This window comes from Mesorhizobium sp. B264B1B, assembly GCF_020165765.1.
Taxonomy (GTDB): domain Bacteria; phylum Pseudomonadota; class Alphaproteobacteria; order Rhizobiales; family Rhizobiaceae; genus Mesorhizobium.
The window spans coordinates 89,811-107,244 of record NZ_JAIUIS010000020.1 but is presented as its reverse complement, the minus strand read 5'-3'; the positions used below and the strand labels follow the sequence as shown (position 1 = coordinate 107,244).

Annotated in this window: 15 protein-coding genes; 6 read left to right on the top strand and 9 right to left on the bottom strand. The window is 62.4% G+C overall.

Annotated elements, in window-relative coordinates; all coding sequences use genetic code 11:
- The first annotated feature begins 39 nt into the window (after positions 1–39).
- Positions 40–1,146 carry an acyltransferase family protein gene (locus LB547_RS29425; protein WP_140674687.1) on the top strand — a complete coding sequence of 369 codons (1,107 nt, stop codon included), beginning with the start codon at positions 40–42 and terminating at the stop codon, positions 1,144–1,146.
- A gap of 46 nt (positions 1,147–1,192) precedes the next feature.
- Here the strand turns inward: LB547_RS29425 and LB547_RS29420 are convergent, their stop codons facing one another.
- From LB547_RS29420 to LB547_RS29385, 8 genes are all read right to left on the bottom strand, one after another.
- Positions 1,193–2,260: a BMP family ABC transporter substrate-binding protein gene (locus LB547_RS29420; RefSeq protein WP_140498600.1), complete on the bottom strand. Its 1,068-nt coding sequence runs from the start codon at positions 2,258–2,260 to the stop codon at positions 1,193–1,195.
- Positions 2,261–2,311: 51 nt separating this feature from the next.
- Positions 2,312–3,232: an ABC transporter permease gene (locus LB547_RS29415; protein ID WP_140561203.1), complete on the bottom strand. Its 921-nt coding sequence runs from the start codon at positions 3,230–3,232 to the stop codon at positions 2,312–2,314.
- Positions 3,232–4,362: an ABC transporter permease gene (locus LB547_RS29410; protein ID WP_140498602.1), complete on the bottom strand. Its 1,131-nt coding sequence runs from the start codon at positions 4,360–4,362 to the stop codon at positions 3,232–3,234. Before LB547_RS29410 ends, LB547_RS29415 begins: the two co-directional genes overlap by 1 nt.
- Positions 4,359–5,936: an ABC transporter ATP-binding protein gene (locus tag LB547_RS29405; protein WP_181165345.1), complete on the bottom strand. Its 1,578-nt coding sequence runs from the start codon at positions 5,934–5,936 to the stop codon at positions 4,359–4,361. Before LB547_RS29405 ends, LB547_RS29410 begins: the two co-directional genes overlap by 4 nt.
- A 215-nt stretch (positions 5,937–6,151) precedes the next feature.
- Entirely contained in the window at positions 6,152–7,129 is a 978-nt protein-coding gene (locus LB547_RS29400; protein ID WP_140498604.1) for a quinone oxidoreductase family protein, read from the bottom strand.
- 27 nt (positions 7,130–7,156) lie between these two features.
- Entirely contained in the window at positions 7,157–7,975 is an 819-nt protein-coding gene (pcsA, locus tag LB547_RS29395; RefSeq protein ID WP_140498605.1) for a phosphatidylcholine synthase, read from the bottom strand.
- Positions 7,972–8,586 carry a DUF1326 domain-containing protein gene (locus LB547_RS29390; RefSeq protein WP_140515399.1) on the bottom strand — a complete coding sequence of 205 codons (615 nt, stop codon included), beginning with the start codon at positions 8,584–8,586 and terminating at the stop codon, positions 7,972–7,974. The genes pcsA and LB547_RS29390 overlap by 4 nt, the downstream gene beginning before the upstream one ends.
- A gap of 14 nt (positions 8,587–8,600) precedes the next feature.
- On the bottom strand, positions 8,601–9,497 hold the full coding sequence (locus LB547_RS29385; protein ID WP_181178000.1) for a DUF2182 domain-containing protein: 897 nt from the start codon (positions 9,495–9,497) through the stop codon (positions 8,601–8,603).
- A gap of 112 nt (positions 9,498–9,609) precedes the next feature.
- Between LB547_RS29385 and LB547_RS29380 the strand changes: the two genes are divergently transcribed.
- Both LB547_RS29380 and hspQ read left to right on the top strand, forming a co-directional pair.
- The gene (locus LB547_RS29380) at positions 9,610–10,824 is read left to right on the top strand and encodes a UbiH/UbiF family hydroxylase (protein ID WP_140762006.1); all 1,215 of its coding nucleotides are present in this window, start codon (positions 9,610–9,612) and stop codon (positions 10,822–10,824) included.
- A 159-nt stretch (positions 10,825–10,983) separates the two neighbouring features.
- Positions 10,984–11,307: a heat shock protein HspQ gene (hspQ, locus tag LB547_RS29375; RefSeq protein WP_181165343.1), complete on the top strand. Its 324-nt coding sequence runs from the start codon at positions 10,984–10,986 to the stop codon at positions 11,305–11,307.
- A gap of 92 nt (positions 11,308–11,399) precedes the next feature.
- On the opposite strand, the gene LB547_RS29370 is transcribed toward hspQ, so the two are convergent.
- Positions 11,400–12,029: an invasion associated locus B family protein gene (locus LB547_RS29370; protein WP_140498608.1), complete on the bottom strand. Its 630-nt coding sequence runs from the start codon at positions 12,027–12,029 to the stop codon at positions 11,400–11,402.
- A 225-nt stretch (positions 12,030–12,254) separates the two neighbouring features.
- On the opposite strand from LB547_RS29370, the gene LB547_RS29365 reads away from it, so the two are divergent.
- From LB547_RS29365 to LB547_RS29355, 3 genes are all read left to right on the top strand, one after another.
- Positions 12,255–14,075 carry an extracellular solute-binding protein gene (locus LB547_RS29365; protein ID WP_140762009.1) on the top strand — a complete coding sequence of 607 codons (1,821 nt, stop codon included), beginning with the start codon at positions 12,255–12,257 and terminating at the stop codon, positions 14,073–14,075.
- A 61-nt stretch (positions 14,076–14,136) separates the two neighbouring features.
- The gene (locus tag LB547_RS29360; RefSeq protein ID WP_140498610.1) at positions 14,137–14,817 is read left to right on the top strand and encodes a DsbA family oxidoreductase; all 681 of its coding nucleotides are present in this window, start codon (positions 14,137–14,139) and stop codon (positions 14,815–14,817) included.
- Between the two features lie 616 nt (positions 14,818–15,433).
- Positions 15,434–17,338 carry an ABC transporter ATP-binding protein/permease gene (locus tag LB547_RS29355; protein ID WP_181178001.1) on the top strand — a complete coding sequence of 635 codons (1,905 nt, stop codon included), beginning with the start codon at positions 15,434–15,436 and terminating at the stop codon, positions 17,336–17,338.
- The last annotated feature ends 96 nt before the right edge of the window (positions 17,339–17,434 follow it).

Sequence of the window (17,434 nt, the reverse complement as noted above, 5' to 3'; positions counted from 1 at the left end):
TGCCTTATGGTTTCCGGACCGTAAACGCAGGGACTCAGGATGGACCCCAGACCTGTCCGCCAGGATTATATCGCGACGCTCGACCTGTTGAGGCTGGCGGCGGCGCTGGCCGTTGTGCTGTTTCACTATTTCTTCCGCGGCGCGGCTGCCGACGGCTTTCTCACGACGGGCTATCCTCATGCCGCTCCACTCGCTCTGTACGGCTATCTCGGCGTCAATCTTTTCTTTCTGATCAGCGGTTTCGTCATCGCATGGTCGGCGGAAGGCGGCGGCTGGGAAGAATTCGCCGTCGCGCGTTTCGCGCGTCTATATCCGGGCTTTCTGCTCTGCATGACGATAAGCTTCGCGGTTATCGCCTTTTCCGGCACGCCGCTGCTCCCAGCCTCCTTCAGCCAGTATCTCGCCAATCTCACAATGTTCGCGCCGGCCGTCGGCCAACCTTTCATGGACGGCGTCTACTGGTCGGTCGTGCTTGAAGTGGTTTTCTACGGCTGGGTGACGCTGGCCCTGATTGCCGGCGTTTTCCAGCGATGGAAATTGGGGCTGATCCTCGGCTGGCTGGCGATCTCGGCGGTCAATGAACTCTTGCTCGGCAGCGGCGCGGCGCGGCTTCTGTTTCTCACCGAGTTCGGGCCGTTCTTCGCCGCCGGCATGCTGGTCCATCATCTCCACGCGCATGGTCGCTCAGTGCCGGCCTTGCTGCTGCTGGCCGCCGCCTTCGTGCTCTCCAGCTATACGCTGTCTGTCACGCAACAGTGGATGATCGGGCACTACGGCATTGCGGTCTCGTCCGCCCATCTCGTGGCCGCCAACGTGGTGATGCACGCGGCGCTGATCGGCGCTGTCCTGCTGCGCGACCGGATCAGACCGTCGCCGCTCACGCTGGCTCTCGGCGGGCTGACTTACCCGCTTTACCTCCTTCACCAGAATGCCGGCTATCTCTTCATCAACGCCTTGACGCCGCTGGCCGGAAAATGGATTGCAGCGTGGACCTGCGCGGCGCTCATGGTTTTGGTGTCGTGGACGATCTGGCGCTATTTCGAGCGGCCGGTGCAGCGTTGGCTCAGGATCCGGCTCAGCCTCGTGGTGGACGCCGGCCTGGTGCGGTTTCGCCATGTCCCGGCGGTAGCGCAAGCCGCCGAATGAAAAGGGCGCCTCGCGGCGCCCTTCCCCCTCGGACCTTGCCTAACACCTATTGCGGCAGCTTGTCGTCGACGCCCTTGACGTAGAAATTCATGCCGAGCAGCGTGCCGTCATCGGCGACCTCGCCGTCCTTCAGCCATGGCGAGCCGTCCTGCTTGGCGATCGGTCCGGTGAAGGGATTCCAGCCGCCGGCAATTTTCTTTTCGGTCGCCTCGGCCATTGCCTTCACGTCGTCGGGCATATTGGTGTAAGGCGCGAGCTTCACCGCGCCGTCCTTGATGCCGAGCCAGACATTGTCGGGCTTCCAGGTGCCGTCGATCGCTGCCTGAACCCGGCTGATGTAATAAGGTCCCCATTCGTCGGTCAGCGAGGTCAACTGCGCGTTCGGCGCGAACTTGATCATGTCGGAGGACTGGCCGAAGCCGTGCAGCTTGCGCTCCTCGGCCACTTGCAGTGCCGCGGTCGAATCCGTGTGCTGGACGATGATGTCGGCTCCCTGGTCGAACAGGGCCTTGGCCGCATCGGCTTCCTTGCCCGGATCGAACCAGGAATTCACCCAGACGATCTTGGCCTTGAAATTCGGATTGATCGACTGCGCGCCGAGCATGAAGGAGTTGATGCCCATCACAACTTCCGGGATCGGGAAGGAGACGATGTAGCCGGCGACGCCGGACTTCGATTCCTTGGCCGCGATCTGACCGAGCACATAGCGGCCTTCATAGAAGCGCGCATTGTAGATGCCGAGATTGTCCGCCGTCTTGTAGCCGGTGGCGTGCTCGAACATCACCTTGGGGAACTTCTTGGCGACCTTCACTTCGGCGTCCATGAAGCCGAAGGACGTGCCGAAGATGATCTTGCAGCCTTCGCGCGCCAGCCGCTCGAAAGCACGGTCGGCATCGGGGCCTTCGGAGACGTTTTCAAGATAGGCGGTCTCGACCTTGTCGCCGAGCGCCTTTTCGACTTCGAGGCGGCCCTGGTCGTGCTGGTAGGAATAGCCGAAGTCGCCGATAGGGCCGGTATAGACCCAGCATGCCTTCAGCTTGTCGGCGGCCTCCGCGGACGCGACCAGCGAAAATGCCGCTGTCGTCGTCATCAGGGCAATAAGCAGTTTTTTCATCGTGTTACCTCTCTGAGTTAAGCCTTGGAGCTTCCCGTCTTGTTATTGTTGTCAACGATCCGGAACGAATGGCTGCCCCAAGGAAGCCGGTGTGTTCATCATCGTCAGACGCTTGTTGCGCGAGATTAGAACGAGAACCACGACCGTCGCCAGATAGGGCAACGAAGAAAGCAGTTGCGAAGGCACCGGAATGCCAAAAGCCTGTGCATGAAGCTGGCCGATCCACACCGCGCCGAAGATATAGGCGCCCGCCAGCACCCGCCACGGCCGCCAGGACGCGAACACCACCAACGCAAGCGCGATCCAGCCGCGGCCCGCGCTCATGTTCTCGACCCACTGCGGCGTGTAGACCAGCGACAGATGGCCGCCGGCAAGACCGGCGCAGGCGCCGCCGAAGATTACCGAGAGATAACGGTAGCGGATGACCTTGATGCCGAGCGCATGCGCCGAGGCGTGGCTGTCGCCGATCGAGCGCAGCGTCAGCCCGGTGCGCGTCCGGAACAGGAACCACATCACCGCCGCCGTCAGCGCTATCGAGATGTAGAACAGCGGATCCTGGCCGAACAGCAGTCTGCCCACCACCGGGATGGAGCTGAGCCCGGGAATATCGAGATTGGGCAACCTGACGCCGGGCTGGCCGACGAAACTGGTTCCCATCATGCCGGAGAGGCCGAGGCCGAGCAGTGTCAGCGACAGGCCGGTCGCCACCTGGTTGGTGGCCAGCGACAGCGTCATGACGGCAAACAGCAGCGAGAACAGCGCGCCCATGGCGATGGCCGCCAAGAGCCCGATCCAGGGCGAGCCGGTCAGATAGCCTGCGCCGAAACCGCCGACGGCGCCCATGATCATCATGCCTTCGACGCCAAGGTTGAGCACGCCGGAGCGTTCGACCACCAGTTCCCCGATCGCCGCAATGAGCAGCGGCGTCGCCGCCGTGGCGATGGTCAGGAGGATGTTGACGGTGATGTCCATCAGCGGGCTTCCTTCAACTTTGGCGCGGCCTCGAGCTTCGCGGCACTCTCCGATTTGGTCAGCGCCAGACCGATCAACCGGATGCGGTAATGGATGAGCGTGTCGCAGCCGAGCACGAAGAACAGCAGCATGCCCTGGAACACGCGCGCCACCTTGTCGGAGATGCCGAGCGCGCTTTGCACCGCCTCGCCGCCGAGATAGGTCAGGGCCAGCACCAGGCCCGCCGCGACGATGCCGAGCGGATTGAGCCGGCCAAGGAACGCCACGATGATGGCGGTGAAGCCGTAGCCGGGCGAAATGACGGGCTGAAGCTGCCCGATGGCGCCGGAAACTTCCGATATCCCGGCAAGCCCGGCCAGGGCGCCCGACAACAGGAAGGCGAAGAAGACCATGCGGTTGAGGCCGAAGCCGGCGAAGCGCCCTGCCCTCGGGCTGGAGCCGAGCACGCGAACCTCGAAACCCTTGAGCATGCGGCTCATCATCAGCCACACCAGCACCGCCGCGACCAGCGCGAACACGAAGCCCCAATTGGCGCGGCCGGCATCCGGCATCAGTTCCGGCAGGATGGCGGAATCGCCGAATTGGATGGTCTGCGGGAAGCCATGGCCCTGCGGGTCGCGCCAGGGTCCGCGCACCAGCCAGTCGAGGAAGAGCTGTGCGACGTAAACCAGCATCAGGCTGGTCAGGATCTCGTTGGTGCTGAAGCGGGTTTTCAGAAATGCGGGGATAGCCGCGTAGGCGGCACCGCCGACCATGCCCAGCAGAAGCATCAGCGGCAGCACCAATGGGCCCTCGAACCCAGGAAACAGCACCGGAACGGCCGAGCCGAAGATGGCGCCGAAGATGAACTGGCCTTCGGCGCCGATGTTCCAGATGTTGGCCTTGTAGCAGACCGACAGGCCGACCGCGATCAGGATCAGCGGCGCCGCCTTGATCGCCAGCTCGTGCAACTGCCAGACCTGGCTGACCGGCTCGATGAAATAGATGTTGAACGCGCTGAACGGATTGACCCCGAGCAGCGCGAACATGATGCCGCCCGCGATGATCGTCAGCGCGAAGGCGATGAATGGCGACAGCATGGAAAACAGCGCCGAGCGCTGCGGCCGTTTGACGAGTTCGAGGCGCATCATGCCGTCTCCAGCGTGTGTTCGGCGTGGCCTGGTTCGGCGCCGCCCATCAGCAGGCCGATTTTTTCGAAGGTCGCCTCGGCGATCGCCAGCGGCCTGGACAGTTCGCCATTGTGCATCACCGCGATCGCATCCGATATCTCGAACAGCTCGTCGAGATCCTGGCTGATGACCAACACCGCCGATCCGCTGCGGGACAGTTCGATGAGTGCCTGGCGGATATGGGCGGCTGCGCCTGCATCGACACCCCAGGTCGGCTGGTTGACCACCATGACGTCAGGCCTGCGGTCGAGTTCGCGGCCGACGATGAATTTCTGCAGATTGCCGCCGGACAGCGCTGCCGCCTCCGGATCGGGCGCGCTCTTGCGCACGTCCATCGCCTCGATGATGCGCTGGGCTGCGGCATAGACGGTGCCGCTCTTGACCATTCCGCCCGTCCCGACGAAGGTCTTGCCATCGGTGGCATGGCGCGACAGGAGCAGGTTTTCCGAAAGCCGCATGCGCGGGGCGGCACCATGGCCGAGGCGCTCCTCCGGCACGAAGGCTGCACCCAGCAGCCGGCGCCCGGTGATGCTGAGGCTGCCCGCATCCTTGCCGCGAATGCGCACCGAGGCGGCATCCGGCTGCAGGACTTCACCGGAAACGGATTCGAAGAACTCGCCCTGGCCGTTGCCCGCGACACCGGCGATGCCGATCACCTCGCCGGCGCGGACGGTGAGATTGATATTCTTGAGCGGGATCGAAAACGGCGTCGCCGGCTTGCGGCTGAGGCCGCGGATTTCAAGCAGGGACTGTGCCGTTTCGATGCCCGCGACCGGCGCGCGCACCACGGCCTGCACTTCGTTGCCGACCATCATGCGGGCCAAGGACGCGGCGGTCTCCTCGCGCGGATTGCAGTGGCCGACCACCTTGCCGTGCCGCAGCACGGTGGCGCGGTCGCAGATGCGTTTGACCTCCTCCAGCCGGTGCGAGATGTACAGGATCGATTTGCCTTCCGAGCGCAGACGTTCGAGCGTCTCGAACAGCTTGTCGGCCTCCTGCGGCGTCAGCACCGAAGTCGGCTCGTCGAGGATGATGAGCTGCGGCGTCTGCAGCAGGCAGCGGATGATCTCGATGCGCTGGCGCTCGCCCACCGACAGGTCGCCGACCAGCGATTCCGGATCGAGCGGCAGGCCATAGCTGTAGGAAAGCGCCCTCGCCTTGGCCGCGATGCTGCTGATCGGCGAACCGTCATCCAGGGAAAGCGCGATGTTCTCGGCCGCCGTCAGTGCCTCGAACAGCGAGAAGTGCTGGAATACCATGCCGATGCCGAGCTTTTTCGCGACGCCCGGGCTGGTAATTCGGACGGCCTGGCCATTCCAGAAGATCTCGCCGGAATTGGGTTCCAGCGAGCCGAACAGCATCTTGACCAGCGTCGACTTGCCGGCGCCGTTCTCGCCGAGCAGCGCGTGGATCTCACCCTTGGCGATGTCGAGGTCGACATGATCGCACGCCGTCAGCGTGCCGAAAATCTTGGTAAGGCCGCGAACCTCAAGCAGATTCGCTCCGTTATGATTTGCACTCACAGTGCCTCCCATCCGGGTTCCCGGATATGTTCTGTGTTCCCGCAAGCATCGTATGCGCGGCCAGCTCCCATGCGAAAGCAGCACTCGACTTGAAAGAGCTTCAAGAATTTCAGCGGAAACTCAAGGGCAAAGATCAGTCTTCTTCGCGCAACCACGCGGCGGGCCGGCTTTTCGTGCAAACCTTGCCCGCACCTGTGTGAGAGAGCTGAAAACCAGGGCAGTATCCGTCAGGGAACCAGTATGGTCGTGCCTGTCGTGCGGCGCCCTTCAAGATCCGCGTGCGCCTTGCCCGCATCCTTGAGTGCATAACGCTGGTTGATCTTGATCTCGACGGCGCCGCTGAGCACGACCTCGAACAAGGCCGCGGCCGAGGCGTCCAGATCCTCGCGTTTTGCATTGTAGACGAACAACGTCGGCCTTGTGGCGAACAAGGATCCTTTCTGCGCCAGCAGCGACATCGAGAATGGCGGGATCGGTCCCGACGACTGGCCGAAGCTGACGAACATGCCGAGCGGCTTCAGGCAGTCGAGCGAGGCCGGGAATGTGTCATTGCCGACGGAATCGTAGACGACATCGCATTTTTTGCCGCCGGTGATGGCCGCGACGCCGGCAACGAAATCCTGCTCCTTGTAGTTGATGACATGGTCGAAGCCGTGTGCCTTGGCGAGTTCGATCTTGTCGTTCGAACTTGCCGTGCCGATAACGGTCGCGCCCAGATGCTTCGCCCATTGGCCGAGAATGAGCCCCACGCCGCCGGCTGCCGCATGGAACAGGATGGTGTCGCCTGCCTTGACCTTGAAGGTCCGGCGCAAGAGATATTCGGCGGTCATGCCTTTCAGCATCATTGCTGCCGCCTGCTCGTCGCTGATGCCGTCCGGCACCTTGACGACCTTGCTGGCATCGATGACGCGCTCCTGCGCATAGGCGCCTGTGGTGACGGCATAGGCGATCCGGTCGCCGGGCTTCAGCCAGTCAACGCCCTCGCCCACAGTCAGGACCAAACCGGCGGCCTCGCTGCCGGGAATAAGCGGAAACCCGCCGGGCGGCGGATAGAGACCGGAGCGATGATAGACGTCGATGAAATTGAGGCCGATTGCCGTGTGCCTGACCAGGATCTGCCCTGATCCCGGTTGGCCGGGATCGGTGTCCTCATAGGTCAGGACTTCCGGACCGCCATGGGCGTGGATGCGGACTGCTTTGGGCATGGTGGGCTTCCTTGAGAAATTTGCCGATCAGGCTTTTTTGGCACCGAGATTTGGAAAGAACTGCATGATGCCGCCGATACAGGCGAGATAGAGCCCGGTAACGGTAATGCCAATCTTTATGAAGGTGCTGACCTGCGCGCCCAGCACGCCGATCTGGTCATAGAAGGCGGCGAGTGCCGCTTGCGCAAGCGCAAGCGCGCCGAAAGCGCACCACAAAAGAGTCATTGCGAGATTGATGCGCCGCAGCCGCACCACCCGAACCGGATGGATGAAGTTGATCGGAACGAATGTCAGGATGCCTGCCACCACGACCACCGCGAACGAGACCCATTGTCCCGGCTCGATGACGAACAGCGTGAACACCACCATGTTCCAGACAACGGGGAATCCCTTGAAGAAATTCTCCTTCGTCTTCATGCCGGTGTCTGCATAGTAGATCGCGCTGGACACCACGATGATGGCCGCCGACAGGAACGACAGACCCTCGCCCATGAAGCCGCGCTGATAGAGCGCGAAGGCCGGGATCAGCACATAGGTGACATAGTCGATGATGTTGTCGAGGAGCTCTCCCGACCATGTTGGCAGGATCTCCTTGACCTCGAGCTTGCGCGCGATCGGCCCGTCTATGCCGTCGACGAACAGCGCCAGCCCCAGCCACCAGAACATGGCCGTCCAGCGCTCCTCGCTCGCCGCCACCAGCGACAGGAAGGCCAGGAACGAACCGGAGGCGGTCAGGAGATGCACCGAAAAGGCGCGCGCCTGCGGCCAGGTGACTTTCTTCTTCGGCCGCGGAATCCGGTCGGCGATTTTCTTGGCGGCTTTCCTGGCCGTTGTGTTCTTGCTCACGGGCCCTGCCAGTCCAGCTTGCAGATTTCGGCTGAACGGCCGCCGAAATTCCAGTTGCGACCAAAGGCTCGCATCTTGCTCTTGTCGGACTTGGCCACGATGATCTCCGGCGCGATCCAATATTCGGAATTGCTGATCACCGTGTCCTTGTCGCGGTCCTTGCCGGCAATTGGCGTGACCGCCCCATCGATGATCTTCGGTATCTGGAAGATACGCGTCTTGTCGCGTGTCTCATAGGTAATCGGCACTTGTTCGACACCGAGGAATTTGCCGACGAGGATCGAAAGCAGCGACGTCGTCCCGCCCGCCTTGCCGGTGAAAATCTTCGTCAACGCCTTGACCGCGTAGATCGAGGCTCTGACGTCGATGAACAGGCCGGCGGTCCAGTTGCCGCGGCTCATATAGCCGGGGATTTCCATGATCAGCCCGAGATTAAGCCCTGACAGGTCGACCTCTCCGAAATGACCGGCATCGATACGGAAACCCGCCCAGGTCTGGCAATAGCCTTCGGTCGGAGGATGGCTGCCCAGCGACAGCACGCAAGGGCAAAAAACCGTGCAATTGCAGGAGAGTACGAGCTCCCCTTTCATTGCCCAGCTCGGATCCGTCATCGAGTTTCCCCCACTCATAGCGAGACTACTAGCAGCGCGGCTGCCCAGACAAGCAGTATCGCACCGGCCAGCCGGGTTGGAAGCCTGCTTGCGGCTTGTTTTTCGATCAGGGTGAACAGGCCGATCAGCGCCATCCAGAAGACGTTCATCACGCCCACGGCGAACATCACCAGCATCAGTGCCCAGCAGCAGCCAAGGCACCAGACGCCATGCGCGACGCCGAGCCGAAAAATGGCGGCGGGCCGGACGCTCCAGTTGGAAAACAGGATCGCGAACGGGTTCCTGCATTTCTTCAGACAGGCCTCCTTCAGGCCGCTGAACTGGTAGAGGCCGGCGACCAGCAAGGCGACGGTACCGGCAATGCCCAGGACCGGATCGAGCATCTGGCCGGACGAGGCGAACGCATCGAGGGCGAGCGTCAGCACCGCAAACCCCGCCGACGCGGCCAGCCATGTCGAGAGATAGCCGGCGACCAGCACCAGCGGATGGACGACCGGCTCATGCCTGATCCTGGCCGTATCGGCGATCTCGCAATAGGTTCGGATCATCGGCGCCGCCGAGGGCAGCATCGTCGCGATCGCCATCAGGAACCACATTGCCGTCAACGCACCGGCGCGCGGGCCGATATCTCCGTCCAGGGGCGCGGCCGAGAGGCACAGCGCGAAGAACCGGGCCAGCGAATCGGGCAACGGCAGCTGCGGCAGGGTTTTCAACAAGGCGTCGCCGGGCGCGCCGATACCCGCGGCGCGTCCCTCCGCGGCGCGGACCGCCATTGCGGCCAGGGACAGCCAGGCAAGCAGGATGCCGGCGCCGACAACGAGGTTCACCGTCAAACGCGGGTTGCGTGCGATATCGGCCGTCGCACGGCCTGCGCTGTCGAGATGGCTGAAGTCGTCCTGGCGGCCGGTCATGACCTTCGAATGGGCCGAATCGCCCCGTTGATCAAGCCGTATGACCTGACCTATATGCTCATCGAGTGGCGGGGCGCGTGCGCTGCCCCGCATCGCAAGCCGGAAACCGATCTTGGAGCATCAGAAAACAGCACGGATACTTATCGCCGGCACGGGGCCGGCAGGGCTGATCGCCGCGCTCGGTTTCGCCGATGCCGGCTTTCCGGTGACGCTCGTCGGGCCGGAGGCATCCGCTCCCGATGGCCGCACGACGGCACTGATGAACCCTGCCTTGAAGGTGCTTGAGCGGCTGGGCGTCCTCGCCGACATCAAGCCGCAGGCCGCGCCCCTCAAGGTGATGCGCATCGTCGACGCGACCAACCGATTGATCCGCAGTCCGGTCGTCACCTTCCGCGCCAGCGAGATCGACGAGGATCAGTTCGGGCTCAACCTGCCCAACAGCGTCCTCATTCCCGCGCTCGCCGGCAGGGTTGCCGCGCATTCTGGGATCGCGTGGCTGACATCCATGGTCGATGCCTGGCATCTCGGCGCCGATAAGGCTCGCGCGGCCCTTGCCGACGGCAGCGTGATCGAAGCATCCCTGGCGGTTGCCGCCGACGGACGCCTGTCGCCGGCGCGCCAGGCGGCGGGCATCTCGACCGCCGCCCGGACTTATCCCCAGGCAGCGCTGGTGCTCAACTTCTCCCACGGCCGCGATCATGCCTTCACCTCGACCGAGTTCCATACCGAAACCGGTCCGTTCACGCAGGTTCCGCTGCCCGGCAACCGCTCGAGCCTGGTCTGGGTGGTCAAGCCGGAAACCGCCACGGAACTTGCCGCGCTGGACGATGCGACGTTGTCGCTGCGGGTCGAACAGCGGATGCAGTCCATGCTGGGCCGGGTGACGGTCGAGCCAGGCCGGCAGGTCTATCCGCTTGCAACGGCGACGCCGCTGCGTTTTGCGCGCGACCGGGTGGCGCTTGTCGGCGAAGCCGCCCACGTATTTCCGCCGATCGGCGCGCAAGGGCTCAATCTTGGCATCAGGGATATCGACGATCTTATTGGAATCGCGAATGAAAATTATGAAGACCCAGGGGCCGCGAAAGCCCTCGCCATCTATGACTTCAAGCGCCGGCCCGATATTCTGGCGCGCAGCAGCGCGGTCAATCTACTGAACATGTCGCTGCTTTCCGACCTGCTGCCGGCGCAGATGGCGCGCGGTGCCGGGCTCGGCGTGCTTGGTGGTTTTGCACCGCTTCGCGCTTTCTTCATGCGCGAAGGGCTCCGTCCCGGCAGCGGGTTTGCGGCGCTTGGCGGTGGCTTGGGAAAGCAAGCGCGCCAGCAGTGAGCTTGCGAACACATTTGCTGCCGGCAGGCATCGATGGCCGGCAACTCGCCCACAATCTTTGCTCCGTATCACACGCAGCTTGAGGACGCTCAAAGCTTCGGGATTGAATTGATTCGGAGTCTGCGCCAAATAAAGCTAAGGAATTCAGTGGTGAGTACGATGAGAACAGCCAAATTCGCGATCGGACAGGTGGTTCGCCATCGGCTGTTTCCGTTCCGGGGCATCATTTTCGATGTCGATCCGCAATTCGCCAATACGGAGGAATGGTACGAGGCGATCCCCGTCGACGTGCGCCCGCGCAAGGACCAGCCGTTCTACCATCTGCTCGCCGAGAATTCGGAAACCGAGTACATCGCCTATGTGTCCGAGCAGAATCTGCTCGAGGACCAATCGGGAGAACCGGTCCGCCACCCGCAGATCAAGGAAATGTTCGACAAAAAGCCGGACGGACGCTACGAACCGAAACGGCAGTCCAGGCATTGATCACCTCAGGCACTGATCAGTGAGTCAGGTGCAGAAGCAAAAAAGCGGGGCATGACCCCGCTTTTTTGTGGCTTTGAGAATGCCCGAACCGATCAGTTCGCGGTCTTCGCCTTGTCCTGCTCTTCCTTGAGCTTCTTGGCGAAGTCCTGGTTGTTCTTGGCGACGAAATCCTGGAGCTTCTTCTGCCGGTCCTCGATGTCCGACTGCTGCAGCGGCGGGCCGTCATAGGCGCCGCTGAAGCCCTGCAGCGCGACCTTGATCGGATTGGGCTGGTTCTGGAAATTGATCGAGGTCAAGGTGAGCGCCTGGCCCTTCTTGAAGGAGGCGACGAGCTGGTCGGTCAGCGGCACTTCCGCCACGCAGCGGTCGGGGAAGCAGACCACATATTCAAGCTTCTGCGTTTTGCCGGTATCGATCTGGAGGCCAATGCCGGCACCAACCAGACGACCGGTCGGAACCGTCACCTGGAAGACCTTGCGGTTCACCTTGCCTTTCAGCTCGATCAGGCTCACGCCGGTGACCAACTGGCCGTTGCCGGCGGTGGTGATGTTCTGCACGTTGCAGATGTCGACGTCTTCCTGCTTTGTGCAAGCCTTGAACCAGCCCTGCGGGATCTGTTGTTGCTGCTGTGCGGAAGCAACGGGAATTGCCGCGCCCAGAAAGCCGATCACGCCAGCGGCCATGACCGACAGGCGGTACGCATTGCTGTTCAGGCTCGTCATGTCGTGCACTTCCTCTCAAATGATCCCGGGGACCCGCTTCTTCGCGCCGTGTGGTCCAGCTACCTGTTGCCGAAATGAGGCAACAGAATGACTTCGGACGGCGTGTTACACTGCAAGCGGTGCCGAATCCAGCCCGCAATCTGCGATTCTTGGCAACGAACATTGGCGGTGCCCCATGCTAGTGTGCGCACCGAATCATCAAGCCGACCCGGTAAGGAGACGGTCATGGGCCGCGTTCTCGTTTGGCTGATCACCGCGACATCATTTTTCGCCCTTTCGCCCCTGCCGGCGGCGTCGGAACCCAGATATGCAATTGCCATGCAGGGTGAGCCGGCCCTGCCGCCCGACTATGCGCATTTCGACTACGTCAATCCCGACGCGCCGAAGGGCGGCAGCATTACCTATTGCGTCGTCGGCAGTTTCGACAATCTCAACCCCTTCATCCTGAAGAGCCTGCGCACCACGGCGCGCGGCATGATGGACACGATCTTCGGCAATCTGGTCTTCGAGCCGCTGATGCAGCGCAATGCCGACGAGGCCTTCACGCTCTATGGCTTGCTTGCCGAGTCGGCCGACATGGATTCCGAGCGCAAGAGCATCGAATTCCATCTCAACCGGAATGCCAAATGGTCGGACGGCCAGCCGGTGACGCCGGAGGACGTGCTGTTCACCTACGATGCCTATACGCAGAAAGGCCGTCCGCCCTACAGCGACCGCATGGCCAGGATTGCCAAGCTTGAGAAGACCGGCGACCACAGCGTGCGGTTCACCTTCAACGACAAGGCCGATCGCGAATTTCCGCTGATCATCGCGCTGACGCCGATCATCCCCAAGCACGCCTTCGACATCGAGACTTTCGACAGGACGACGCTGAAGCCGTTGATCGGCAGCGGCCCCTACAGGATCGCACAGGTGACGCCCGGCCAGCGCATCGTTTTCAAGCGCAACCCGGACTATTGGGGCAAGGATATTCCGGCCAAGCGCGGCTTCGACAATTACGACCAGATCACCATCGAATATTTCCTCAACGCCAATGCCAAGCTCGAGGCGTTCAAGAAAGGCCTTTGCGCCATCGACGACGACAGCGATCCGGTGAAGCGCGAACGCGATCTGGATTTTCCCGCTTTCCATAGGGGAGAGGTGGTTGCCGAAACTTTCGACACCGGTATTCCACCCGTCGTGACCGGTTTCCTGTTCAACACGAGGCTGCCGAAATTCTCGAACCCCGTGGTGCGTCAGGCGCTCGGCATGCTCTACGACTTCGAATGGGCCAACAAGAACCTGTTTGGCGGCAAATACGCGCGAACGATGAGCTACTGGCAGAATTCCGAGCTTTCGGCGCTCGGCCATCCGGCCGACGACAGGGAAAAAGCGTTGCTGGCGCCCTACCCCGGCCGCGTGCCGGCCGACGTCATGGACGGAACCTGGCGGCCGCCGGTGACCGATGGCTCGGGCCAGGACCGAAAGGTGCTGAAAGCGGCTTTCGATCTCCTGAAAAGCATCGGCTACCACCTGCAGGGCGGCACGATGCTCGACCCCGAGGGCAAGCCCTTCGGCTTCGAGATCCTGACCGCCTCGCAGGACGAGGAGCGTCTCGCCGGCATCTACCAGCGCACGCTGGAAAAGATCGGCATCGATGTCTCCATCCGCAGCCTCGACGGCGACCAGATACAGTCGCGCAAGCAGCGTTTCGATTTCGAGGTGCTGATCGGCTCGAGCGGCTTCAACAATTCGCTCTCGCCCGGCATCGAGCAGATCGGGCGTTGGTCATCCTCCGCCGCCAAGGCTGAAGGTTCGTTCAACCTCGCCGGCGTCGCCGATCCCGCGGTGGACGCTGCGATCGAGGCCATGTTGCGCGCCCGCACCAAGGAGGATTACGTCGCCGCCGTGCGCGTTCTCGACCGGTTGCTGATCTCCGGCAACTACATGGTGCCGATGCAGCACAACACGCAGCAATGGATCGCTTACTGGAATTATCTGGACCATCCGCAAAAGACGCCCATATTCGGTTACCAGTTGCCGACCTGGTGGCGAAAGCCGAACTGAGCATAGGCCCAGGAGTGGAAGCCCGGTAAGTGCACGGCGCCCGAACGTTCAGGAGATCGAGATGAGCCAAGCGAATACGATCACCATAGACGTGGTGTCCGACGTCGTGTGCCCATGGTGCTTCATCGGCCAGAAGCGGCTGGATAAGGCGGTCGCCGCCGCCGGCGAGGTGGATGTGCATATACGCTGGCGGCCGTTCCAGCTCGATCCGACCATTCCGCCGGAAGGCAAGGATCGCCGCGAGTATATGCTGGCCAAGTTCGGCAGCGACGAACACATTCGCCAGATCCACGCCCGTATCGAGCCGCTCGGTGAAGCCGAAGGCATTTCCTTCGCTTTCGGCGCCATCAAGGTCGCGCCCAACACGCTTGATGCCCATCGCGTCATTCGCTGGGCCGGTGCGGCCGGCGAAGACGTGCAGAACCGGCTGGTGCGCCGCCTGTTCCAGCTGAACTTCGAAGAAGGCGCCAACATCGGCGATCACGCCGTGCTGGTCGAGGCGGCGCGCGAGACCGGAATGGACGCATCCGTTGTCGAGACGCTCTTGCCGACCGATGCCGATGTCGAGGCGGTTCGCACCGAGATCGCCACCGCGTCGCGCATGGGCATATCAGGCGTGCCATGCTTCCTGCTGGAGGGCAAATACGCGGTGATGGGCGCGCAGGACGTCGACACGCTCGCCGACGCCATCCGCCAGGTAGCCGCCGCCAAGGCGCGTGGCGAACTGGAAAAAGTCGACTGAACCCGATCTTCAACGCAGGATTTTCAAGCAGCCCTCCCCGGGCGTGAGGCAACGCCTGGCCCCGGTGGGTTCCGCGATCATCGGCTTTGCCGGCGTCGCGGCCTGCCTTGATGCCGCCGGTCCGGTCGATCGCTGGCTTGCCCAGCGTCTCAGGTCATTTCCGGACTTCCGGCGGGGACATGCCGGCGAGGAATCAGGCGTCCAGGGCGACGTGTTTTCCGGAATTTTGATTAGCCTGCAATGAAAAGCCGGCTTGCCGGGCAGCCCAAGCGGGTCACAAATTCGTGCGAACGCCTTCCCTAGGGGAAGGTAGAAACGTCGCGCTCTGATGCCGCGTAATTACCTGACATCACTAGCTTAAACCGGCTTTTCGTCGGCTTTGGCGCGACGCTCGGGAAGCCCAACCTGTTGCCCTGCAGCCACGGCATCCACCTCAATCCCGCTGCCCCCCTATAAAAATTAATGGAAAATGATCAATTGGTGTTACCATCCGTAACAATACAAAAAAGGTTTGGGCGGGATTGTGATTCGGGTCGACAGACCACCGCAACTGTCAGGAACAGATGGACTACACAGCGATGCCGCAAGGCGGTCGCTTCTGACCCCGGTTTCCTCGATGCGCAGCTTCTGGGGCCTGATGCGGGCCTACTGGGTCTCGGACCGGTGGAAGGAGGCCTGGACGCTGACGCTGGTGATCGCGCTGCTCACCGCTCTGTCCAGCAAGGCCGGCGTCTGGTTCGCAGAAGCATCCGGGGAACTGGTCAACTCGATCGCCTTCTTCCACGACGCCGCCAACACCACCCCTCTCCAGACGCTTTTGGCCAATGCCGGTATTTTGGTGCTGCTGGTCGTGCTCAAGGACGCCGGCTTCACGGGCATCCGCAATCTTGTCTCGGCAACCTTGCACCGCAAATGGCGCGGTTGGCTCGACAGCCGTTTCAACGAGGCGCTGCTGGACGGCAACCACACCCATTTCCACGCCCAGCATGCCTCGACCGGCAATGGCGCGCCGGCCCCCGACAACATCGATCAGCGCGTCCAGGAATCGATCAAGGACATGACGGGCGGCGCCATCGGTCTGGCCATGGGCGTGCTGGGTGTCGCCACCTCGCTTTATTTCGTCGGCCAGAAGCTGCTCGAGACCTCCGTCGAGGTAAAGGGGCTCGAATTCCTCGGCAGCTATGGCAGCGCCATCCTCGCCCTCCTTGCCGTCGCCATCTATGTGCCGCTCAACACTTGGATCGCGGTAAAGCTCGGTGGCATGCTCGAGCGTCTCAATGTCAGGATGCAGCAGGCCGAAGGCAGTTACCGTGGCGAGCTGACGACATTCCTGCGCCGCAGCTTCCATGTCGCGGCCTCGCGGGGCGAAAGCGTTCAGAGGACCATGCATGGCCGCCTCTATGGCGATATTGACGGCACATGGACGCGGCTCAACATCGTCAACACCGTCTACATGTCGTTCGAGCTGATCTACAATTTCATCGGCGCCCGCATTGTCGCCTATGGACCGGGCCTTGTGCCGTTCATCCACAACGGCTTCGACCTGAAGGGCTACATAACCGGCTCCGAACTGGTCAATTCGCTGATCGGCCAATGTTCGTGGTTCATCCATGTCATGCCCGCCATCGCCACCCTGCGCGCCAACAGCCAGCGTGTCACCGAGTTGGCCAATGCGATCGAGAACGTTCAGCACCCCCAGGAATTCTACAGCCAGAGCGGCCGTTCCGACTTCCGCTACGCCAGCCAGAACCCGGTTTTTGGCTTGACCATCCAGAAGCTTGAACTGGCGCATCAGGGTGAGGACGCAACGCCTTTCCTCGTAGCGGCGAACCTGCGCTTCCGGCGCGGCGAATGGACCTTCCTGAAAGGCGAATCCGGCTGCGGCAAGACCTCGCTGATCAAGGCCATCAACGGCCTGTGGCCCTACGGCCGCGGCACCATCGTCTTCCCCGAAGGGGTGAAGAGTTTCTATGCAGCCCAGGAGGTCAAGCTGCAGCAGGTGACCCTGAAGCAGCTGGTCTGCCTGCCGGGCTCCGAGCACGACCATGGCGACGCGCAGGTCGCGTCCGCGCTGCACAAGGCGGGTCTGGGCGACTTCATCGAGAATATGGCCGACGAAAGCCGCGAAGGCAAAAGCTGGGATCAGGTCCTGTCCGGCGGTCAGAAACAGAAGCTGGTGGTGGCCCGCATCGTGCTCCATCAACCCGGGCTGCTATTCCTGGACGAGGCGACCGGCGCACTCGATCCGGAGGGCAAGGTTGCCTTCCACCAGGCGATCAAGGACAACTGCCCGGATGTAACGGTGATCAGCGTCATGCATGAAGCGGTGGCGCCGCGATCGGTCACCGGCGCCGAGTTCTACCACTCGATCGTCGCGATCGCGGACGGCGTCGCCACCAAGAAGCCGCTGGTGCCGAGCCTGCCTCCCGAGCTCACCACCATTCTCGCACAGCCAGGGCCGGTGCCAAGGCCGGTCGACGACAAATGGCTGCGTTTTCCGCGCCGGCTGAAGCAGAAGTAGCCGGACTCGCCGCGGCATAGGCCGTCCAGCCATTTTACCGTTTCGGCGCGATACGCTTCAGCGATCACAGTCTCGCGACTGGGGCATGTTGCCCGC